This window comes from Pseudomonas sp. AM14(2022) (genome assembly GCF_036346455.1).
Lineage (GTDB): Bacteria > Pseudomonadota > Gammaproteobacteria > Pseudomonadales > Pseudomonadaceae > Aquipseudomonas > Aquipseudomonas putida_A.
On the sequence record NZ_JAOTNY010000010.1, the window covers coordinates 40,446 to 60,439 of the forward strand.

The 19,994-nt window shown below is 57.8% G+C and carries 20 protein-coding genes; 12 read left to right on the top strand and 8 right to left on the bottom strand.

Features of this window, described 5'->3' with window-relative positions; translation table 11 throughout:
- The first annotated feature begins 867 nt into the window (after positions 1-867).
- Positions 868-2,289 (top strand): amino acid permease, encoded by a 1,422-nt coding sequence (locus V3W27_RS19355; protein ID WP_183781817.1) that lies wholly within the window; start codon positions 868-870, stop codon positions 2,287-2,289.
- 54 nt (positions 2,290-2,343) lie between these two features.
- Here V3W27_RS19355 and glyA read toward each other — a convergent pair whose 3' ends face one another.
- Complete coding sequence (gene glyA / locus V3W27_RS19360) at positions 2,344-3,693, bottom strand: serine hydroxymethyltransferase (protein WP_150367969.1); 1,350 nt, start codon at positions 3,691-3,693, stop codon at positions 2,344-2,346.
- Here glyA and V3W27_RS19365 point away from each other — a divergent pair.
- The 3 genes from V3W27_RS19365 to V3W27_RS19375 all read left to right on the top strand — a co-directional run bounded on the left by V3W27_RS19365 (position 3,668) and on the right by V3W27_RS19375 (position 5,729).
- Positions 3,668-4,054: a hypothetical protein gene (locus tag V3W27_RS19365; protein WP_330207383.1), complete on the top strand. Its 387-nt coding sequence runs from the start codon at positions 3,668-3,670 to the stop codon at positions 4,052-4,054. The genes glyA and V3W27_RS19365 overlap by 26 nt on opposite strands.
- Before the next feature lie 210 nt (positions 4,055-4,264).
- Positions 4,265-4,870 carry a helix-turn-helix transcriptional regulator gene (locus V3W27_RS19370; protein WP_247267730.1) on the top strand — a complete coding sequence of 202 codons (606 nt, stop codon included), beginning with the start codon at positions 4,265-4,267 and terminating at the stop codon, positions 4,868-4,870.
- Positions 4,854-5,729 (top strand): queuosine precursor transporter, encoded by an 876-nt coding sequence (locus tag V3W27_RS19375; RefSeq protein WP_150367971.1) that lies wholly within the window; start codon positions 4,854-4,856, stop codon positions 5,727-5,729. The genes V3W27_RS19370 and V3W27_RS19375 overlap by 17 nt, the downstream gene beginning before the upstream one ends.
- A 62-nt stretch (positions 5,730-5,791) precedes the next feature.
- Here the strand turns inward: V3W27_RS19375 and queC are convergent, their stop codons facing one another.
- Entirely contained in the window at positions 5,792-6,490 is a 699-nt protein-coding gene (gene queC / locus V3W27_RS19380) for a 7-cyano-7-deazaguanine synthase QueC (protein WP_247267729.1), read from the bottom strand.
- A gap of 146 nt (positions 6,491-6,636) precedes the next feature.
- Between queC and arfB the strand changes: the two genes are divergently transcribed.
- Positions 6,637-7,050 carry an alternative ribosome rescue aminoacyl-tRNA hydrolase ArfB gene (arfB, locus tag V3W27_RS19385; protein WP_103368136.1) on the top strand — a complete coding sequence of 138 codons (414 nt, stop codon included), beginning with the start codon at positions 6,637-6,639 and terminating at the stop codon, positions 7,048-7,050.
- A 199-nt stretch (positions 7,051-7,249) separates the two neighbouring features.
- On the top strand, positions 7,250-8,548 hold the full coding sequence (locus V3W27_RS19390) for a hypothetical protein (RefSeq protein ID WP_247267728.1): 1,299 nt from the start codon (positions 7,250-7,252) through the stop codon (positions 8,546-8,548).
- Between the two features lie 62 nt (positions 8,549-8,610).
- Here the strand turns inward: V3W27_RS19390 and V3W27_RS19395 are convergent, their stop codons facing one another.
- The 6 genes from V3W27_RS19395 to phhA all read right to left on the bottom strand — a co-directional run bounded on the left by V3W27_RS19395 (position 8,611) and on the right by phhA (position 13,024).
- Entirely contained in the window at positions 8,611-9,810 is a 1,200-nt protein-coding gene (locus V3W27_RS19395) for an MFS transporter (RefSeq protein ID WP_330207303.1), read from the bottom strand.
- A gap of 103 nt (positions 9,811-9,913) precedes the next feature.
- Positions 9,914-10,096: a hypothetical protein gene (locus V3W27_RS19400; protein ID WP_025113527.1), complete on the bottom strand. Its 183-nt coding sequence runs from the start codon at positions 10,094-10,096 to the stop codon at positions 9,914-9,916.
- A gap of 69 nt (positions 10,097-10,165) precedes the next feature.
- The gene (locus V3W27_RS19405; protein WP_256214475.1) at positions 10,166-10,297 is read right to left on the bottom strand and encodes a hypothetical protein; all 132 of its coding nucleotides are present in this window, start codon (positions 10,295-10,297) and stop codon (positions 10,166-10,168) included.
- Positions 10,298-10,564: 267 nt separating this feature from the next.
- Positions 10,565-11,758 (bottom strand): amino acid aminotransferase, encoded by a 1,194-nt coding sequence (locus tag V3W27_RS19410; protein WP_330207304.1) that lies wholly within the window; start codon positions 11,756-11,758, stop codon positions 10,565-10,567.
- Complete coding sequence (locus tag V3W27_RS19415; protein WP_003222798.1) at positions 11,758-12,114, bottom strand: 4a-hydroxytetrahydrobiopterin dehydratase; 357 nt, start codon at positions 12,112-12,114, stop codon at positions 11,758-11,760. Before V3W27_RS19415 ends, V3W27_RS19410 begins: the two co-directional genes overlap by 1 nt.
- 118 nt (positions 12,115-12,232) lie before the next feature.
- Positions 12,233-13,024, bottom strand: a complete 792-nt coding sequence (phhA, locus tag V3W27_RS19420; RefSeq protein ID WP_330207305.1) for a phenylalanine 4-monooxygenase — start codon at positions 13,022-13,024, stop codon at positions 12,233-12,235.
- Between the two features lie 383 nt (positions 13,025-13,407).
- Between phhA and V3W27_RS19425 the strand changes: the two genes are divergently transcribed.
- The 6 genes from V3W27_RS19425 (at position 13,408) to flgJ (ending at position 19,975) form a co-directional block, all read left to right on the top strand.
- Positions 13,408-14,970, top strand: a complete 1,563-nt coding sequence (locus V3W27_RS19425) for a sigma-54-dependent phenylalanine hydroxylase transcriptional regulator PhhR (protein WP_047600009.1) — start codon at positions 13,408-13,410, stop codon at positions 14,968-14,970.
- A gap of 271 nt (positions 14,971-15,241) precedes the next feature.
- Entirely contained in the window at positions 15,242-15,982 is a 741-nt protein-coding gene (locus V3W27_RS19430; RefSeq protein ID WP_007965507.1) for a flagellar basal body rod protein FlgF, read from the top strand.
- A 45-nt stretch (positions 15,983-16,027) separates the two neighbouring features.
- Complete coding sequence (gene flgG, locus V3W27_RS19435) at positions 16,028-16,813, top strand: flagellar basal-body rod protein FlgG (RefSeq protein ID WP_003222804.1); 786 nt, start codon at positions 16,028-16,030, stop codon at positions 16,811-16,813.
- Between the two features lie 52 nt (positions 16,814-16,865).
- Positions 16,866-17,561 (top strand): flagellar basal body L-ring protein FlgH, encoded by a 696-nt coding sequence (gene flgH, locus V3W27_RS19440; RefSeq protein WP_027613958.1) that lies wholly within the window; start codon positions 16,866-16,868, stop codon positions 17,559-17,561.
- 27 nt (positions 17,562-17,588) lie between these two features.
- Entirely contained in the window at positions 17,589-18,677 is a 1,089-nt protein-coding gene (locus V3W27_RS19445; protein WP_177325661.1) for a flagellar basal body P-ring protein FlgI, read from the top strand.
- 11 nt (positions 18,678-18,688) lie between these two features.
- Positions 18,689-19,975, top strand: a complete 1,287-nt coding sequence (gene flgJ, locus V3W27_RS19450) for a flagellar assembly peptidoglycan hydrolase FlgJ (RefSeq protein WP_330207306.1) — start codon at positions 18,689-18,691, stop codon at positions 19,973-19,975.
- The last annotated feature ends 19 nt before the right edge of the window (positions 19,976-19,994 follow it).

Sequence of the window (19,994 nt, forward strand, 5' to 3'; positions counted from 1 at the left end):
GTTATGACTGGCCGGTCGAGTTGGCCGGCAAGACGTGAAGAACCTAGTTCAGGGTGTTTTGTAATGCAAAAAATTATTTATTTAAAATTTAAATAAACTTTTTATTCTGTTTTCAAGCTGCGGATTTCTTATTTGAAAACAAAAAACTAAGCGGTAACTTTCATTAGCAAGCTTGCTACCGTCAATTTGCAGACGTCCTACAGAATTTTCCGAAATGGAAAATCTGCGTTACGCGTCGTAAAGAAAAGTTTACGAAAACCCCGGTAAAGCCCAGTGGATATACCCCCTTGCCGAGGCTGTAAGGAAAACCTGCCGAAGCCCGGCTGCAAAGGCGTCGCGCAGGGCTCTGGCGCGCTTGTTTCAGCGCTGTTTGCAGGGTGAGATGCGCCTCATGCCTGTCGTGCAGGTGAATAACAAGAAGGAGGCGCAATGAACGCCGTGATCGATCTCCACTTCTTTCCGTGGGGCGGTTTTTCGCTCGTCCCCGTCGATGGCCTGCAAAGGCCTGACTCAATTTTTGCAGCCGCCCGAGTCTCTCGAGGCGGACCCACGCAATCCCGGCAAGCGCCACGCTGATCCAGCGGGGTCTGGCAGCAGGGGGTTAGCGGTGTACAATGCGCCGCGTTTTAACTGTGACCCTCTGCGTAATCGCGCAAACCTCAAGGTTATCCGCCTTGTTCACTCCGCCACGTCACAAGCGTGTCGGGTTCGATTTCGTCACAGATAAAAACAAACAGGTGACGCATGACCGTTGTAAAAACGCTGAATTCCTGGTGCTTGCGCTGGGGTTTGATCGGGGTTGTCTGAAATCGCAACCTTGCAGCAACGTCTACTGAACATCATCAAACCTTGCGTGGGACCTTTTTCATGAGTGGACAAAACTCGCAATCAGGCGAGCTGAAACGCGGCCTGAAAAATCGCCATATTCAACTGATCGCCCTCGGTGGCGCGATCGGTACCGGATTGTTCCTCGGCTCGGCCGGGGTGCTGAAATCCGCCGGCCCGTCGATGATCCTCGGCTACGCCATCTGCGGCTTCATCGCCTTCATGATCATGCGCCAGCTCGGCGAGATGATCGTCGAAGAGCCGGTGGCCGGTTCCTTCAGCCATTTCGCGCACAAGTACTGGGGCGGTTTTGCCGGTTTCCTGTCGGGCTGGAACTGCTGGATTCTGTACATTCTGGTGGGCATGTCGGAGCTGACCGCGGTCGGCAAGTACATCCACTACTGGGCGCCGGACATCCCGACCTGGGTCACCGCCGCCGCCTTCTTCGTGCTGATCAACGCGATCAACCTGGCCAACGTCAAAGTCTTCGGGGAGGCCGAATTCTGGTTCGCGATCATCAAGGTCGTGGCGATCGTCGGCATGATCGCGCTGGGCAGCTACCTGCTGGTCAGCGGCCATGGCGGCCCGCAGGCCTCGGTCAGCAACCTGTGGTCGCACGGCGGGTTCTTCCCCAACGGCGTCAGCGGTCTGGTGATGGCGATGGCGATCATCATGTTCTCTTTCGGCGGTCTGGAAATGCTCGGTTTCACCGCCGCCGAAGCGGACAAGCCGAAAACCGTGATCCCGAAAGCGATCAACCAGGTGATCTACCGCATCCTGATTTTCTACATCGGCGCGCTGGTGATCCTGCTGTCGTTGACTCCTTGGGACAGCCTGCTGGCAACCCTCAACGCGTCCGGCGATTCGTACAGCGGCAGCCCGTTCGTGCAGGTGTTCTCGATGCTCGGCAGCAACACCGCTGCGCACATCCTCAACTTCGTGGTGCTGACCGCGGCATTGTCGGTGTACAACAGCGGCACCTACTGCAACAGCCGCATGCTGCTGGGCATGGCCGAGCAGGGCGATGCACCGAAAGGTCTGGCGAAGATCGACAAGCGCGGCGTGCCGGTGCGTTCGATCCTGGCGTCCGCGGCTGTCACGCTGGTGGCGGTGCTGCTCAACTATCTGATCCCGCAGCAAGCGCTGGAACTGCTGATGTCGCTGGTGGTTGCAACGCTGGTGATCAACTGGGCGATGATCAGCTTCTCGCACTTCAAGTTCCGTCAGCACATGAACAAGACGCAGCAGACACCACTGTTCAAGGCGCTGTGGTACCCGTACGGCAACTATGTCTGCCTGGCGTTCGTGGTGTTCATCCTTGGCGTGATGCTGCTGATCCCGGGCATCCAGATCTCGGTGTACGCGATTCCGGTGTGGGTCGTGTTCATGTGGGTCTGCTACGTGATCAAGAACAAGCGTGGGGCGCAGCAGGTGCTGCACGCGGCGGGTTCTGCCGCGAAGTAAGCCAGACGCAGAAAGTGAGAAACCCGGCCAATGTGCCGGGTTTTTTATTGGTCGTCAGACGTATTCGGCGATGGGATGGGCTGTGCAGAACGCTTCGGTCTGCAACCGGAATTGCTCGCGCAAGGCCGGTTCCAGCAGGTAATCCTGCTCGCTGATCGGTCTCACACTGTCGAGGATCCGGCAGATCAGATCGACGATCTGGCGACATCCCTGCGGATCGATTCTGCGCTGCGCGATGGAGCCCGTGCCGATGCGCAGACCGCTGGTAATGAGTGAAGGGCGTGTCTCGCCCGGTACACGATATTTGTCCACGATAATTGCGCAACGCTCCAGCGCCGACTCGGCAATGGCGCCGGTGATGCCGCCACGCAACCGAATCAATACCGTATGGTTTTCGCTGCCCCCGCCGACGACTTCGTAGTCGTGAGCCTGAAAGGCGCTGGCGAACTCGTCAGCCGTGCTGCGAACCCGCCCCATGCTTCTGTCGAACTCCGTGGACTTTGCGTAAGCCAGAGCCGCCGCCTTCGCGGCGATCATGTTGACGGCAGGCGCGCCCTGCATTCGCGGATAAACGGCCTGGTCGAGGGCGCGGCTGAATGTCGTCCTCAAGCCGGGCACCTTGGTGTTCGCCGCTTGACCCGAAAGGATCAGACCGCCGCGCGGGCCCATGAGTTGTTTGTGGGTGCAGGTGGTGGTGACGTGTGCGACGTCGATCGGACTGGGATGCCGCCCTGTGGCAACCAGTCCGGCGATATGCGAAATATCGGCGAGCAGGATGGCGCCGGCTTCATCGGCAATCTCGCGAAATCGTTGGAAATCGATGACCCGTGAGTACGCCGTCGCGCCGCACATGATGATGCGTGGGCGATGGGCGAGCGCCAGTTTGCGCACCTGGTCGTAATCGATGACCCCCGCTGAAGTCGTGCCGTACCGAATCGCCTTGTAGTAAATGCCGGCGAATGAGGTGGAACTGCCATGGGTATGATGGCCGCCGTATTTGACGCCCATTCCCAGCAAGGTATCGCCTGGTTCGAGCAGGGCGGTCAGCACGTGGTAATTGGCGTTTGATGCCGAATGCGATTGCACGCTTGCGTACTGGGCATCGAACAGTTCCCGCGCTCTGCGGATGGCAAGCGCTTCGACCAGATCGACGTTTTCGCACCCGCCGCCGTAACGTCTGCCGGGCAGCCCCTCGGCCGTCACATTGACCAGTGCCGAAGCGGAGGCGGCCAGGGTCATGGGCCTGACGGCGCAAGAGGAGGAGACCAGCGACAGCACCTGGTGCTGACGGGCAACTTCCGCGTCGAGGATCCCTGCCAGTTCGGCGTCTTGCGCCCACAGATCCGCCAGGCCCCGTTGCAGCAGATCAGCCTGGTTCATGAGCGGTTCGGTATGGACTGCCATTGTCTGTATTCCTTCCCTGTGTGCAGCGCGCTGCGAACGAGCGCGACTTCCTTGGTTTTACCGGAGGGTGCGTGCGTTTCTGCCCTTGCCCGACCGGATACAGCGGATTCCTTGTTTTCGCGGCACTGCGCGCAAACTAATCTCTGTATCGCCGGCCCGTTTTCTGTTGACTGCGGTCGCTGCCGACAGTCCGGTCTGCCCGACGCATCATAGGTTTTTCACGGCGGAACACCAGAAAATTAATCAGAAAAATGAACATTGTTCAAATAAAATGATTCTTTTTTCCGGGCCTCAGGGTGTAAAACTGCAGGCGGGAAGGATCGCTATTCACGAGATTTTGCTGGCCGATGAGCAGAACTGACGAGTCAGTACAGATTTCGAATTGTTCTTTTTGATTCATACCAGCGGCGTTATTCACACTATGTTTATGCCGAAATCAGGGAGGGGGAATGCTATGATCTGCCGCGGCTCTAATACCCGTACAACTATTTTCTAGTGGGTCTGTTGAGTCCCTGAATGATGATTCGAGGGGTATTTCCAAATTGCCTTTATAAAAGACGGTAAGCATTCCATGCACAGAAGAGAACGATCGGAGAATCTGAAGAACAATATCAAGTACCTGATAAAGAGTCGTGGGGAAACGCAGCTGTCGTTATGCAACTCCAGTGGACTGACCCGAACCACGATCTACAACATTCTTGAAGGTAAAGTGGTCAACGTACAGCAGTCCACTGTGCGCAAGATTTCCGACTTTTTCGGAGTGTCCTACGAAGAGATAGAGACAATCTCGTTTGAAGAAAAGGAAATCATCGACAGCAGCATCTCGCCGCAGGGCAACATGAACCCGGCGGCAGTGCCTGTCATCAAGGAAAGTCTGCTTCTGCAGAATCTGGATAAGCGAATCGGCGAGTTGGCGACGATTTTTCCACTGACTTACTATTTTGGAACGTCCTTCAATTTGATAGGCGTCCTGCTGGAAAATGAAGTCAGTGGCATGAATGAACCGGGCGACCTGCTGATCGTGCAGAAAGGCACGGCAAGTATCGACAAGGAAAAACTGGTGTATGACAAGGTCAGTAAAAGGTTATTCATAACAACTGAGGTTGATCTTGCGCTGGAGAGTATTTGTGTTGTCGGGGATATAATCGAGGAACGATTTAATGGATTGCAGCGTTGAAAGGGAAAACACCAAATATAAGCTGTTGGGGTTCGAAAACGGAAAAAGCCTGGCGGTGATCATGGTCATTGCGACAGGCAAGATAATTAAAATAAAGCTGAGTGAAGTGTTGAATAGTGAGATTATGGATAATCTGAACAAGATAGAAGTAAAGAATCTGTACAAGAAATTCTACTCCCAGGGAGGGTCGCTTACCGCTTATGAAATAAATGATCGCCACGAGAGTTCCTGGATGATTTATATCATTCTGAACCTGATGCTGTTCACGCTTTATATTTTTACCAGCATTGCGGCGACCAAGCCTATCTATCTGGAATATTTTGATATTGTCGTAACGCCGGGTACTTTCCTGTATCCGCTGACGTTTTTGATCGTCGACTTGCTGAATGAAACCTTCGGCCTCCGGTTGGCGCGCAAGGCGATACTCTTCGCGTTCATCAGTAATGCGGCCATTATCATTTTGCTGGCCATGACTACGTACCTTCCCGGCCTACCCGGGTGGAAGCTCGACGGGCCTTACAATGATGTGATCAGTCAGTTGTCGTCGGTGCTGGTAGCTTCGTCTATATCGTTTCTGGTGTCGGAAAATATAAACTCTTATCTGTTGTGCAAAATCAAAGAACTGACCAACTCCCGATTTCTCTTCTTGCGGGTGTTTCTGAGTACTTTGTTTGCGGTGATAATCGACAGTTTTCTTTTCTGCTACATCGCCTTTTACGGGACGATGGAGAATAGCGCGATACTCAGCATGATTTACGTCCAGATCGCGATAAAGGTCGGTTTTGCGTTCTTCAATATCATGCCGGCATACGGTGCCAGGTCATTGTTCAAGAGGTATCTGACGGGTAGTCAGGCTTGATGGATTAAATAATGCGCTCACTCGAAATTTTCAGGTGAGCGCATTTTTATATGCTGGGTGCTTTATTGCAGATTCAGCTTCCTTTTCAAGCTGTTCATCACCTCATCCTTGTTTTCCAGAAACTCATTGAGGCCTTTTGCGCGAAGATTGCAAGCGTCGCAATTTGCACATCCGCTACCGGTTATGCCGTTGTAGCAGGTCAGTGTCTGGTGGCGAACCAAATCAAGCTGATGGTGATGATCGGCCAACGCCCAGGTTTCCGCCTTGTTCAGCCACATCAGCGGAGTATCAAGTTTCAATGGGTAATCCATGCCCAGCTCAAGGGCTTTGTTCAGTCCCTTGACGAACTCGTCCCGGCAATCCGGATAGCCCGAGAAGTCCGTTTCGCAAACCCCGGTGATGACCGTTCTGGCTTGTACCTGATAGGCGTAAATAGAGGCGAGGGTCAAAAACAGGATGTTTCTTCCCGGCACAAAGGTGCTTGGCAGACTTTCGCCAGAACTATTAACCGTCGGAACCGGGATGTTGTCGCGAGTCAGGCTGCTGATGGCCAGCTCATTCAGCAAAGATACATCCATCACTTTATGCACGGTCACGCCGAGCTGTTTGGCCAGTTGCTGCGCGACTTCGATTTCCGCGCGATGACGCTGACCATAGTCAAACGTGATGCAATGAATTTCGTCATAGTGGCTCAGTGCATGGATCAAACAGGTCGTCGAGTCCTGTCCGCCACTAAAAACGATAACTGCTTTATTGCTCATGCTTATGCTTCCTGCATTGAACTGGTAAATTTTCGCTGGGGATCATAACGCGAAACGATTGATGCAAGAAGTTGCGCATGGCCGCAGGAGACCTGCTTTGTGGCTAATCGCGGTATCCTGCACGCTCTGAATTCGGACTTTTTTCCATGCTGGTGATTTCCAACAACGTGCATTTGCCGGATGCCGAGATCGAACTGACGTACATCCGCGCGCAAGGCGCCGGTGGGCAGAACGTCAACAAGGTCTCCAGCGCCGTGCACCTGCGCTTCGACATTCCGGCCTCGTCCTTGCCCGAGTTCTACAAGGAACGGCTGCTGGCGCTGCGTGACAGTCGCATCACCAGCGATGGCGTGCTGATCATCAAGGCTCAGCAGTACCGCACGCAGGAAGCCAACCGGACCGATGCGCTGGAGCGCCTGACCGAGTTGATCCTCAGCGCCACCAAGGTCGAAAAGAAGCGCCGCCCGACCAAGCCGACCCTCGGCTCGAAGAAGCGCCGGCTCGAATCCAAGACCAAGCGCGGCAGCATCAAGGCCGGGCGCGGCAAGGTGGATTTTTAAGGGTTGGTGTCATGGAGTTGTTCCATTTCATCCGGAGCGGGCATTGTCTCCATTACGCACCTCTCAACTTAATCAATTTCCGGACATTGAACGACTCTTTTATAACTAATTGGTCTACATGACTGTCATATCTGACAGGTGTGCCGGATTGCTGTTACACGTTTACTGAGCTCTCTTTTCATTGATTGAGCAAAAGTAAATGAATAACTTAAATGTTGTGCGTGGTACTCCTGATACTGATTTTGGTGTGCGCAGTGAGGTCGTTTTATACGGAGAACAAGGTCAGAGGCTTCAACCTCGGGTCGTCACTTTTCTCTCAGAACCGAACAGGATTCTTTGCGCAGCAACTGACGAGGAGCGGCAAGAGATTTACCTGTGCATGCTTGATGAGGAAGGAGGTATCGACGAGAGTTTCGGAAAAGCGGGTAGTGTTTTTTTTAAACTCTCGGAGTTTTTTCCTGGGTGGGATTTGCCGCAGCCCTATAGCGTGAAGTTTGATAGTGTTCATGGCAAGTATGTGTTGGGGTTCTTCGCTCGTAAAGACGGCTTTAATCGTGCTACCGGCCTGGCTCGATTCGATTTGAATGGGAAACTTGATGAAGGGTTTGGCAGCAAAGGCGTCATGTTGTGGAGTCTGGATCTGAAAGAGGTTGCTCCTGCAAGTTCAGATGTTCCAAAGGTTAAGCAACCTCTGGCGGATAAGGGGCGCGACTACCACGGAACTATGGAATTATTGGACGATGGCGGCGTTTTGCTTCTGACCACGCTTGACGACAGAGGATTTTTCGATAGGGCGTTTGTGGTCAAGTTAAAAAATAACGGTGGGTTGGACGAAACGTTCGGTAATGGCGGGTACCGATTGGTTTCTCGAGGTTCATCTATTTTAGTCATAGGACAGGATATGTTTCGCCAAGGCGATGGTTATATTGTCGCCGCTTCAGAGGGGCTGCGTGATAAAAGTTGGTTTGTTGGCCGGTATGATGCTCGTGGTGATCTTGACGCCAGTTTTGGGGTCGGAGGATATTATGATGGAGTACCTTCGGTTAAAAGCGTCATTCTGAAACGCGATGATCGTTCTCAGTTTTATATTATAGGTACTTCGGATAATGGAGTTCCGCAGTATCTGTTTCTCCAGCTTCAACGTCGCGGGCTCAAAGGCGAGGAAGATCCACTTTTTGGCAAACAAGGGTGGGGAGGATTTATCACTGATGATTTCAGCGATATCTATATGACGAAAGCAGCACTCTATAATTTGAAATCAACCGTTGTGGTAGCAGGTTATGCTTATTTGCGTGGCGGGTCGGATAGCCAGGCATTTATTGCCAGTCTTGAACAAGACATGGGTTGGGACGAGGGGTTTGGTGTTGCTGGAAAGGTTGTATTTCCTAAAGACCAGATTATTCACGATCTCGCTGTTCAGGAAGATCGAAAAATTGTGTTTGTATCCAGTAAAAATAGAGAAAACGGTAGCTTCGCCATTTTCCGTTTGCATGGATAGCTTATAAAAGCCGCGGTTGTGCATTGGCCATTCGGAACCAATGAATGGCCAATATTGGGCGATCAATGAAAGTGGTGTTTTGGTTTAATGCGGTACAAATACACACTCAGCATCAGGCCGCTCAGTGAGGCAATGGCGGCAAACAGAAAGATCGAAGCAAAACCGAAGCCCGCCGCAATCGCCCCCGCCAATGGTCCGGTGATCCCCAGCGACAAGTCGATGAACAGCGAGTACGCGCCGACCGCCGCGCCACGGCTGGAGGCCGGCACCAGATTCACCGCCTCCACGCCCAGCGCCGGGAACACCAGCGAGAAACCGAAGCCGCTCAACGCCGCCCCGGCCAGCGCCCAATGTGCATCCGGTGCCAGCCACAGCAGCAACAGGCCGAGGGTTTCCACCGAGAGGCAGGCGATCGCTACGCGGAAGCCGCCGAGGCGGTTGATCAGGTTGCCGAACAGCAGTCGCGCGCCGATGAAGCTGGCGCCGAACAGGCTCAGGCACAGCACTGCGTTGTCCCAGTGCCGGGTGGCGTAATACAGGGTGATGAAGGTGGCGATGGTGCCGAAACCAATCGAGCCTAGCGCCAGGCCGCAGCCGTGGGGGAACACGCGACCGAGCACATGCATGAACGGCAAGCGCTCGCCGGCGACAATCGGCGCCGCGGTTTTCGGCCACGCCAGCAGCAGGCCCAGCGCTGCCAGCAGAATGATGCTGACGCCCATGCTCCACAATCCCAGCTGGCCGACCAGCCAGACCCCGAACGGCGCGCCGACCGCGAGCGCGCCGTAACTGGCGATGCCGTTCCACGAGATCACTTTGGCGGTGTTCGCTGCGCCAACCCGGCCGATGCCCCAGCCGATAGAGCCGGAGCCCACCAGACTTTCCGCGCTGCCCAGCACCAGACGACCGATCAACAGGCTGATCAGGCTGAGCATCGGCAAGTTCGGTGTCCACGCCGAAATCAGCATGAACACGCCACTCAAGCCACAACCGGCCAACCCAATCATCACCGCGCGCTTGCTGCCCTGGTTGTCGATGATCTTACCGGCGTACGGACGGCTGAGCAGGGTGGCGAGGTATTGCACGCTGATCACCAGCCCGGCGATCACCGCGCCGAAACCCAGGTCACTGTGGACGTAACCCGGCAGCACGGCGAGCGGAATGCCGATGTTCAGGTAGCCGATAAAGGTGAAGAGGACGATGGACACGACTTGCAGCGTGACCGCCAGGGGGTGCTGGGGTTGTGGCATAGAGGACGACATGGGAAACGATCCACGGCAAAGCAGGATTAGATAGGCTGCTTATGATACCGGCGCGGACGCGTCAGGGGCGGGGAAAAGTAAAACTATTTGCCGCAGGGCAGATTCACGACTTGGCCGGGGCGACCAGTTGCGTGGTGACGAGGGCGGCGAGGGCATTTTCTTCGCTGCCGAAACGGGCGAGCAGGGCGGCCTGCTTTTCCGGGGAGAGGCGGTTCCAGATCTCGATCATTTTCTCAGTGGCGCCGATCAGGACGGCGGCTTGGCTTTCAGAGAATTCGTCGGTCATGGCGGGCTCGGTTTCAGGCAGTGTGGAAAGCGCATCTTAGCGCTTTCCACACGGTCTGTACGGCGGGTTTTACTCTTCGCTGTCGGCCTGGCGGCTCTCAACGGCTTCTTTCGGCTCGGGCTGTTGGGCACCGGCTTGTTGCGTGGTCGTCTGCTCAGGTACGTGCAGGCTTGGGAAGGGGAGATTAGGAATCTCGTGCATGGTTGCGCTCCTCGCTAAGTCTGTTGATAGATCTGGTAGATCCGCGCTTCTTGAAAGCCTGCGCAGGATACAGCAGGAAAAATGACAATCAGACTTTTAATTGAAAATAATGCGACAGATGGCCGCAGGGGGGCGCGATAACAAAGGTCGCCGCAAAAACAACTGTAGGAGTGAGCCTGCTCGCGATGGCGGTGTGTCAGTCAACTCATATGCTGGCTGATACGCCGCTATCGCGAGCAGGCTCACTCCTACAGGGGGATTGCGGGGTTATTTGCAGGCGTTGGCGATGGCCTCGGCCAGCAGTGCCAGGCGCGTGGCGTCGATCCCGGCGACGTTGGCCCGACCCGAGCTGACCATGTACACGCTGTGCTGCTCACGCAGTTGTTTGACCTGCTCCGGCGACAGCCCGGTGTAGGAGAACATTCCGCGTTGCACGCCAATGTGCGCAAAGCGCTCGCGCAGACCGTGTGGTTCCAGTGCTTCGACCAGACCGCTGCGCAATTGGGCGATGCGCAAGCGCATGGCTTCCACTTCATCGGCCCAGCGCGCTTTCAGCTCAGGGTCGGCGAGGATGGTCGCCACCACGGCCGCGCCGTGATCCGGTGGCGTCGACCACAGGTTGCGGGCGATGTTGGCCAGTTGGCTGCGGATGTCGATCAGCTTGTCGGCGGTTTTCGCGCAGACAATCAGCGCGCCGGTACGGTCGCGGTACAGGCCGAAGTTCTTTGAGCAGGAACTGGTGATCAGCAGCTCGGGCACTTCGGCGGCGAACAGTCGGGTCGACCATGCGTCCTGCTCCAGCCCATCGCCAAAGCCCTGGTAGGCAAAGTCGATCAGCGGCAGCAGGTCACGGCGGCGCACCACGTCGAGCACACGCTGCCAGTCGTCATGGTTCAGGTCGAAACCGGTCGGGTTGTGGCAGCAGGCATGCAGCAGAACCACGTCGCCTTGCGGCACTTCGTTGAGTGCGGAGAGCATCGCATCGACGTCGAGGCGGTTGTCGCTGCCCACGTACGGGTAGTGACTGACCTTGACCCCGGCGGCGGCGAAAATCGTTTCGTGAATCGGCCAGGTCGGGTTGCTCAGCCACACGCCCTTGCCCGGCAGGCACTGGGCGATGAAGTCGGCTGCCAGACGCAGGGCACCGGTGCCGCCCGGAGTCTGGGTGGCGCCGGCGCGCTGTTCGGCGATCAGCTTCGAGTCGGCGCCAAGCACCAGTTCATTGATGACTTTGCCGAACAGCGGATTGCCGTGACCACCGATGTAGGTCTTGGTGTCCTGGCTTTCGACCAGTCGCGCCTCGGCGATTTTCACTGCTTCGGGGATCGGCGTCAGGCCCTGGGCATCCTTGTAGACGCCAACGCCGAGGTCGAACTTGCGCGGGTTGGTGTCCTGCGCATAGGCCTCCATCAAACCGAGGATCGGGTCGCCGGGTACCCGGCCGATGGCGTCAAAGTGCATTACTTGCGTCCTTCTGCGGTCTTGGCCACTTCGTCAGTGCGCGCGGCCATGATGAAGTCGTTGCGGTGCAGGCCTTTGATCGAGTGGCTCCACCAGGTCACGGTGACTTTGCCCCACTCGGTCAGCAGACCCGGGTGGTGACCTTCGGCCTCGGAGATCTCGCCGACGGCGTTGGTGAACGCCAGAGCATGCTTGAAGTTCTTGAACAGGAAAACTTTCTCCAACTGCATGATGCTGTCGCGTACTTCGATGTTCCAGTCCGGGATCTGCTTGATCAGGATCGGCAGTTCTTCGTCGCTGACTTGTGGCGCATCGGCACGGCAGGCTTCGCAGTGGGCTTGGTTCAAAGTGGACATGGTGTGATTCCTGAAATCGAGTGTGTTTTTTTTATAGAAGCTATCGGCCCGTCAATGCCGTCACGCTAAACCAAAGTGACGGCGACTGACAGACTCAATTCTCAGCAAAAGTCGCGGATCACGCGGCTTTCGGTTTTGGCGGAAACTTCGGTGTGTGCAACCCCAGCTGCATGCCTTGGCGAACCATGGCCATGATGTCTTCATGGGCGACGTCGAACAGGCGCTTGAGGTTCGGCAGGACAAAGTACAGCGGCTGCAGGATGTCGATGCGATACGGCGTGCGCATGGCTTCCAGCGGATCGAAGGCCTGATGCTCGGGTTCGTCCGACAGCGAGTAAACGGTTTCCTTCGGCGAGGACAGGATGCCGCCGCCGTAGATGCGTTTGCCTTGCGGGGTGTCGACCAGGCCGAACTCGATGGTCATCCAGTACAGGCGCGCCAGATACACGCGCTCTTCCTTCGTGGCCTGCAGGCCGAGTTTGCCGTAGGTGTGGGTGAATTCGGCGAACCATGGGTTGGTCAGCAGCGGGCAGTGGCCGAAGATCTCGTGAAAAATGTCCGGCTCTTGCAGGTAGTCCAGTTCTTCGCGGGTACGAATGAACGTGGCCACCGGAAACTGTTTGCTGGCGAGCAATTCGAAGAAGGTCTGGAAGGGGATCAGTGCCGGGACGCGGGCAACCTGCCAACCGGTGGTCTCACCGAGCACCTTGTTGATCTCGCCCAGCTGCGGAATGCGGTCGTGGGGCAGACCGAGTTTTTCGATACCGTCCAGGTACTCCTGGCACGCCCGACCCTCGATCACTTTCAACTGGCGGGTGATCAGCGTGTTCCACACCGCATGCTCTTCGGCGGGGTAGTCGATAAAACCTTGCGCATCGGGCTCGCGGGCCACGTATTGCGTCTGCTTCATACTGCTCTCCTGCTAGGGGAATTCGTTCTTGTTATGTCCAGCGATGGACTGAGAATTACCCGAGAGTGCGGCGTGATGCAGCAGGTTGAGTGCGTTCCTGGTAGGAACAACCACCGCATTTCGTAAAAAAATCGTTACGCTTTGGCTGATATCACGCATTTGCGGTGATTTGCAGGTTTGAAAAGGGCTGTGGCTGTCACATAATCTTGACAACTATCTGCTCGCCTCGACAGAAAAGTCGGGGCGCTATCCCTGTGGGAGCGGGCTTGCTCGCGAAAGCGGTGTGTCAGTCACCATTCATTCAGCTGACACACCGCCTTCGCGAGCAAGCCCGCTCCCACAGGGATTGTGTTTAACCCCTCATCCTCGTCGGGCCTCTTTATATGCGTATCAAAGTCCACTGCCAAAACCGCATCGGCATCCTGCGCGACATCCTCAACCTGCTGGTGGAGTACGGGATCAACGTTGCACGCGGCGAGGTCGGCGGCGAGCACGGCAATGCGATCTATCTGCACTGCCCGAACCTGATCAACATCCAGTTCCAGGCGCTGCGGCCGAAGTTCGAGGCGATTGCTGGAGTGTTTGGGGTCAAACGCGTCGGGCTGATGCCCAGCGAGCGTCGGCACATGGAGTTGAACGCGTTGCTCGGCGCGCTGGAATTCCCGGTGCTGTCGATCGACATGGGCGGCTCGATCGTTGCGGCCAACCGCGCGGCGGCGCAGTTGCTCGGAGTGCGCGTGGATGAAGTGCCGGGGATTCCGCTGTCGCGCTATGCCGAGGATTTCGATTTGCCGGAACTGGTGCGCGCCAACAAGTCGCGAATCAACGGCATGCGCGTCAAGGTCAAGGGCGACATCTTTCTCGCCGACATCGCGCCGCTGCAATCGGAGCACGACGACAGCGAAGCCATGGCCGGTGCGGTACTGACCTTGCACCGCGCCGACCGCGTCGGTGAGCGCATCTATAACGTGCGCAAACAGGAATTGCGTGGCTTCGACAGTATCTTCCAGAGCTCGAAAGTGATGGCCGCTGTCGTGCGTGAAGCGCGGCGCATGGCGCCGCTGGATGCGCCGCTATTGATCGAAGGCGAAACCGGCACCGGCAAAGAATTGCTCGCCCGCGCCTGTCACCTCGCCAGTCCGCGCGGGCAGTCGCCGCTGATGGCGCTCAACTGTGCAGGGCTGCCGGAGTCGATGGCCGAGACCGAACTGTTCGGCTACGGCCCCGGCGCCTTTGAGGGCGCGCGCGCCGAAGGCAAGCTCGGCCTGCTGGAACTGACGGCGGGCGGTACGCTGTTCCTCGATGGCGTCGGTGAAATGAGCCCGCGCTTGCAAGTGAAGTTGCTGCGCTTTCTGCAGGACGGCTGCTTCCGCCGGGTCGGCAGCGACGAAGAGGTGTATCTGGACGTGCGAGTGATCTGCGCCACTCAGGTCGACTTGTCCGAACTGTGCGCGCGCGGCGAGTTTCGTCAGGATCTGTATCACCGCTTGAACGTGTTGTCGCTGCACATCCCGCCACTGCGCGAATGCCTCGACGGCTTGACTCCGCTGGTGGAACACTTCCTCGATCAGGCCAGCCGCCAGATCGGCTGTTCGCTGCCGAAACTGGCGCCGGCAGCGATGGATCGCCTCAGTCATTACCACTGGCCGGGCAACGTGCGGCAGCTGGAGAACGTGCTGTTCCAGGCGGTCTCACTGTGCGAGGGCGGCACGGTCAAGGTCGAACACATCCGCCTGCCGGATTACGGCGTGCGTCAGCCGCTTGGCGATTTCTCGCTGGAGGGCGGGCTGGACGAGATCGTCGGACGCTTCGAGAAAGCGGTGCTGGAGCGCTTGTATTCCGAACACCCGAGCAGTCGGCAACTCGGTAAGCGGTTGGGGGTTTCGCACACCACCATTGCCAACAAGCTCCGTGAGTATGAGGTCGGTAAAGATCCTGAAGCTTGAGATCAAAAGATCGCAGCGTGCCGCAGCTCCTACAGGGGGAAGCATTTCAATGTAGGAGCTGCCGAAGGCTGCGATCTTTTGATCCTTTGCCGCCAAGCGGCATAACACCGCCGGTTTTTCGACTTCGATACATTTCCAGTTTCCCCACAAACCCCCGCAAGTCCTTTGTTTACCGGGCCGCAAGCCGCCAGAAAAAAGTTGGTCTGCAAATTGCTTATGGCTCAGCAGTACAGCGGTGGGCGGCAAACGTCCGGCATGCAGAGGAAAGAGTGTGGACAAGTACCTTTATGTGGCAATGACCGGCGCCAGTCAGAACGCACTGGCGCAAAAGGCCCATGCCAACAACCTGGCGAACATCTCCACCAATGGTTTTCAGCGCGACCTGGAGCAGGCGCGTTCGATGCCGGTGTTCGGTGACAGCTTTCCGGCGCGTGCGTTTGCCATGAGTGAACGGCCCGCCACCGACTTCACCGCCGGTTCGCTGGTGCAGACCGGGCGTGACCTCGACGTCGCCGTGACCGGCAACGGTTTTATTGCCGTGCAGAACCCTAACGGTGGCGAAAGCTACGTGCGCACCGGCAGCCTGAACATCGACGCCCTCGGCGTATTGCGCGCCGGCAACGGCATGCCGGTACTCGGCAACGGCGGTCCGATCGCCGTGCCGCCGGAGCAGCAGGTCGAAGTCGGCGAAGACGGCACCATCAGTATTCGTGCGATGGGCGAAGGCCCGCGCGTCATGGCGGAAGTCGACCGGATCAAACTGGTCAACCCGGACATCAAGAACCTCAACAAAGGCCTCGACGGCTCGATCTACACCAAGGACGGCCAGCCGGCGCCGGCCGACGCCAACGTCAAACTGGTGTCGGGTTTCCTTGAGTCGAGCAACGTCAACGCCGTGGAAGAAATGACCTCGGTGCTGGCCCTGGCCAAGCAGTTCGAGTTGCACGTCAAGATGATGAACACCGCCAAAGACGACGACCAGGCCATGGCTCGGGTCTTGCAGATCAGCTAATTATCAGAACGTCGCGCCGTAAAACAGGCGCACGAGGAGAATCGAATGCTTCCGGCTCTATGGGTTGCCAAAACCGGTCTGTCCGCCCAGGACACCAACCTGACCACCATTTCCAACAACCTGGCGAACGTCTCGACCACGGGTTTCAAACGTGACCGTGCCGAGTTCCAGGACCTGCTGTACCAGATCAAGCGTCAGCCAGGCGCCCAGTCGACCCAGGACAGCGAACTGCCGTCGGGTCTGCAACTGGGTACCGGTGTGCGCATCGTCGGCACCCAGAAAAACTTCACCGCCGGCAGCCTGCAAACCACCGAGCAGCCGCTGGACATGGCCATCGACGGTCGCGGTTTCTTCCAGATCCTGCAGCCGGACGGCACCACGTCCTACACCCGTGACGGTACTTTCCACCTCGACTCCAACGGCCAGATCGTCAACGCCAGCGGTTTCGCCCTGGAGCCGGCCATCGTCATCCCGAACAACGCGCAGAGCTTCACCGTCGGCACCGACGGCACCGTGTCGATCACGGTGCCAGGCAACCCGGCCGCTCAGGTGATCGGCAACCTGCAAACCGCCGACTTCATCAACCCGGCCGGTCTGCAGGCAGTGGGCAACAACCTGTTCCTGGAAACCGCTGCTTCCGGCGCGCCGCAAATCGGCACCCCGGGCCTGAACGGTTTCGGTACCACGCTGCAGAACACCCTGGAAGGTTCCAACGTCAGTACCGTTGAGGAGATGGTCAACATGATCACCACTCAGCGCGCCTACGAGATGAACTCCAAGGTGATCTCCACCGCCGACCAGATGCTCTCGTTCGTAACGCAGAATCTGTAATCAAGTCTATGGGGCGGCCATGAGGTCGCCAGCAACACCGTGAGGTAGGGTCATGAAACGCTTCGTATCTGTTCTGGCATTGGGTGGGGTCGTCTCGCTCGCGGGCTGCGTCGCACCGACGCCCAAGCCCAATGACCCTTATTACGCTCCGGTGTTGCCACGCACGCCATTGCCGTCCGCGGCCAACAACGGCTCGATCTATCAGGCCGGCTTCGAGCAGAACCTGTACAGCGACCGCAAGGCATTCCGGGTCGGTGACATCATCACCATCACCCTGAACGAGAAGACTCAGGCCAGCAAAAACGCCAACTCCCAGGTGGCCAAGAACAGCAAGACCGGCATCGGCCTGACTTCGCTGTTTGGCGGCAGTGGCACCACCAACAACCCGTTGGGTGGCAATGATCTGAGCCTCGACGTCGGCTACAGCGGCGACCGCGCGACCAAGGGCGACAGCAAGGCGGCGCAGGGCAACACCCTGACCGGTTCGATCACCGTGACCGTGGCCGACGTGTTGCCCAACGGCATCATAGCCGTGCGCGGCGAGAAGTGGATGACCCTCAACACCGGCGACGAGCTGGTGCGGATCGCAGGTCTGGTGCGTGCCGATGACATCGCCACCGACAACACCGTGTCGTCGACCCGTGTCGCCGATGCGCGCATCACCTACTCGGGCACCGGTTCGTTTGCCGATGCGAGTCAGCCAGGCTGGTTCGACCGTTTCTTCCTCAGCCCGCTGTTCCCTTTCTAGGTGGCGACTTTGAATTTCAAGAGCCTCATGCTGGCTGCGGCCCTGTTGTCCGCAGCCTTTGGTGCCCACGCCGAGCGGCTGAAAGATATCGCCAGCATTTCCGGCGTGCGTTCCAACCAGTTGATCGGTTACGGCCTGGTGGTCGGGCTTAACGGCACCGGCGACCAGACGACGCAGACCCCGTTCACCCTGCAGACCTTCAACAACATGCTCTCGCAGTTCGGCATCAAGGTGCCGCCGGGATCGGGCAACGTGCAGTTGAAAAACGTCGCGGCGGTATCGGTGAGTGCCGATCTGCCGGCGTTCGCCAAACCGGGTCAGCAGGTCGACATCACCGTTTCGTCCATCGGTAACTCCAAGAGTCTGCGCGGCGGCACCCTGTTGCTGACCCCGCTCAAGGGTATCGACGGCAACGTCTACGCCATCGCTCAGGGCAACCTGGTGGTCGGTGGTTTCGATGCCGAAGGGCGTGACGGTTCGAAGATCACCGTCAACGTTCCGTCGGCCGGTCGTATTCCGGGCGGTGCGTCGGTGGAGCGTTCGGTACCGAGCGGTTTCAACCAGGGCAACAGCCTGACGCTGAACCTCAACCGTTCCGACTTCACCACGGCCAAGCGTATCGTCGACAAGATCAACGACATGCTCGGCCCTGGCGTGGCGCAAGCCATCGACGGCGGCTCGATCCGTGTGACGGCGCCGCTCGATCCGAGCCAGCGCGTCGACTACCTGTCGATCCTCGAAAACCTTGAAGTCGATCCGGGTCAGGCGGTGGCGAAAGTCATCATCAACTCGCGCACCGGCACCATCGTCATCGGCCAGAACGTGAAAGTTTCGCCGGCCGCCGTGACTCACGGCAGCCTGACCGTGACCATCACCGAAGACCCGATCGTCAGTCAGCCGGGCCCATTGTCCAACGGCCAGACCGCGGTGGTTCCACGTTCGCGGGTCAACGCCGAACAGGAAGCCAAGCCGATGTTCAAGTTCGGCCCGGGCACCACCCTCGACGAGATCGTGCGGGCGGTGAACCAGGTTGGCGCGGCACCGGGTGACCTGATGGCCATTCTCGAAGCACTGAAGCAGGCCGGCGCGTTGCAAGCCGACCTGATCGTGATCTGAGGACGCCGACCATGGATATGCGCAAAGGCAGTCTGGTGGGCACTGGCGATTCGGGTTCGTACTCCGACCTCAATCGTCTGAACCAGCTCAAGGTCGGCGACAAGAACAGCGATGCGAACATGCGCAAAGTGGCGCAGGAATTCGAATCGCTGTTCCTTGGCGAAATGCTCAAGTCGATGCGTTCGGCCACTGAGGCGTTGGGTAAAGACAACCCGATGAACACGCCGGCGGCCAAGCAATATCAGGAAATGTACGACCAGCAACTGGCGGTGTCGCTGTCCCGCGAGGGCGGTGGTATCGGTCTGGCCGACGTGCTGATGAAGCAGATGTCGAGGAATAAACCGCTGGCACCGGGTGAGGCTGCAGCCGCGTCCGCCGCCAAGCAAGAGGCGGCGAAAGCCGCTGGGGTGCAGACCCCGATTGCTGCCGGCACCACCGCCACCAATGGGCCGTTATCGCGGCTCAATGGCGAGCGTCCGTTGTGGGCCTCGCGTTCCGGGCGTGTCGCCAATACCGAAGCCTCGCACAGCAATGATATGGCGATGATCAACAAACGTCGTCTGGCATTGCCGCCGAAACTGGCTGATCGTTTGCTCGCCGGTCTGGTGCCGTCCGCCACGCCGACCGCCACCAATGCCTTGCCACAACGTGCCGTGACTACGGCCGCCACCGGCGCCGGCCCGCTGTACAACGGCGACTGGCTGAGCCGTGCCGAAGACGCCAAGGCGTCCGGCGGGCAGATGCAGATTTACGGTCGGGCGATGGCGCAGATTCCGCTGGCGCCGGCCAAGCGCGCTTTCAGCTCCGCCGACGAATTCGTCAACACCATGCTGCCGATGGCCAAAGAAGCCGCCGCGCGTATTGGCGTCGATCCGCGCTACCTGGTGGCACAAGCTGCGCTGGAAACCGGTTGGGGCAAATCGGTCATGCGCGCCCAGGATGGCAGCAGCAGTCACAACCTGTTCGGCATCAAGGCCAGCAGCAACTGGACCGGCGATTCGGCCCGGGCAATCACCAGCGAGTTCCGCAACGGGCAGATGGTCAAGGAGACGGCGCAGTTCCGTTCCTATGCCTCGTACAAGGACAGTTTCCACGATCTGGTGACTTTGCTGCAGACCAACAATCGCTATCAAGATGTCGTGAAGTCGGCCGATAACCCAGAACAGTTTGTACGCGAGTTGCAAAAGGCCGGTTACGCGACCGACCCGAACTACGCGACGAAGATTTCGCAGATAGCCAAGCAGATGAACAGTTTCGAAAACTACGCTGCGGCCGGCGTTTCAACGACGCCTCTATAAACACACGGTAAGGTTTGAA

Bases quoted from the DNA above. Each gene is read 5' to 3' on its own strand.
- V3W27_RS19400 (WP_025113527.1), bottom strand. From the start codon at position 10,096: ATGACCGACGAATTCTCTGAAAGCCAAGCCGCCGTCCTGATCGGCGCC.
- V3W27_RS19425 (WP_047600009.1), top strand. From the start codon at position 13,408: ATGCGTATCAAAGTCCACTGCCAAAACCGCATCGGCATCCTGCGCGAC.
- queC (WP_247267729.1), bottom strand. From the start codon at position 6,490: ATGAGCAATAAAGCAGTTATCGTTTTTAGTGGCGGACAGGACTCGACG.
- V3W27_RS19365 (WP_330207383.1), top strand. From the start codon at position 3,668: ATGAGCGGTTCGGTATGGACTGCCATTGTCTGTATTCCTTCCCTGTGT.
- V3W27_RS19445 (WP_177325661.1), top strand. From the start codon at position 17,589: ATGCTGGCTGCGGCCCTGTTGTCCGCAGCCTTTGGTGCCCACGCCGAG.
- V3W27_RS19375 (WP_150367971.1), top strand. From the start codon at position 4,854: ATGGATTGCAGCGTTGAAAGGGAAAACACCAAATATAAGCTGTTGGGG.
- glyA (WP_150367969.1), bottom strand. From the start codon at position 3,693: ATGGCAGTCCATACCGAACCGCTCATGAACCAGGCTGATCTGCTGCAA.
- arfB (WP_103368136.1), top strand. From the start codon at position 6,637: ATGCTGGTGATTTCCAACAACGTGCATTTGCCGGATGCCGAGATCGAA.
- flgJ (WP_330207306.1), top strand. From the start codon at position 18,689: ATGGATATGCGCAAAGGCAGTCTGGTGGGCACTGGCGATTCGGGTTCG.
- V3W27_RS19370 (WP_247267730.1), top strand. From the start codon at position 4,265: ATGCACAGAAGAGAACGATCGGAGAATCTGAAGAACAATATCAAGTAC.
- V3W27_RS19355 (WP_183781817.1), top strand. From the start codon at position 868: ATGAGTGGACAAAACTCGCAATCAGGCGAGCTGAAACGCGGCCTGAAA.
- V3W27_RS19405 (WP_256214475.1), bottom strand. From the start codon at position 10,297: ATGCACGAGATTCCTAATCTCCCCTTCCCAAGCCTGCACGTACCTGAG.
- flgH (WP_027613958.1), top strand. From the start codon at position 16,866: ATGAAACGCTTCGTATCTGTTCTGGCATTGGGTGGGGTCGTCTCGCTC.
- V3W27_RS19410 (WP_330207304.1), bottom strand. From the start codon at position 11,758: ATGCACTTTGACGCCATCGGCCGGGTACCCGGCGACCCGATCCTCGGT.
- phhA (WP_330207305.1), bottom strand. From the start codon at position 13,024: ATGAAGCAGACGCAATACGTGGCCCGCGAGCCCGATGCGCAAGGTTTT.
- V3W27_RS19395 (WP_330207303.1), bottom strand. From the start codon at position 9,810: ATGTCGTCCTCTATGCCACAACCCCAGCACCCCCTGGCGGTCACGCTG.
- V3W27_RS19415 (WP_003222798.1), bottom strand. From the start codon at position 12,114: ATGTCCACTTTGAACCAAGCCCACTGCGAAGCCTGCCGTGCCGATGCG.
- V3W27_RS19390 (WP_247267728.1), top strand. From the start codon at position 7,250: ATGAATAACTTAAATGTTGTGCGTGGTACTCCTGATACTGATTTTGGT.
- flgG (WP_003222804.1), top strand. From the start codon at position 16,028: ATGCTTCCGGCTCTATGGGTTGCCAAAACCGGTCTGTCCGCCCAGGAC.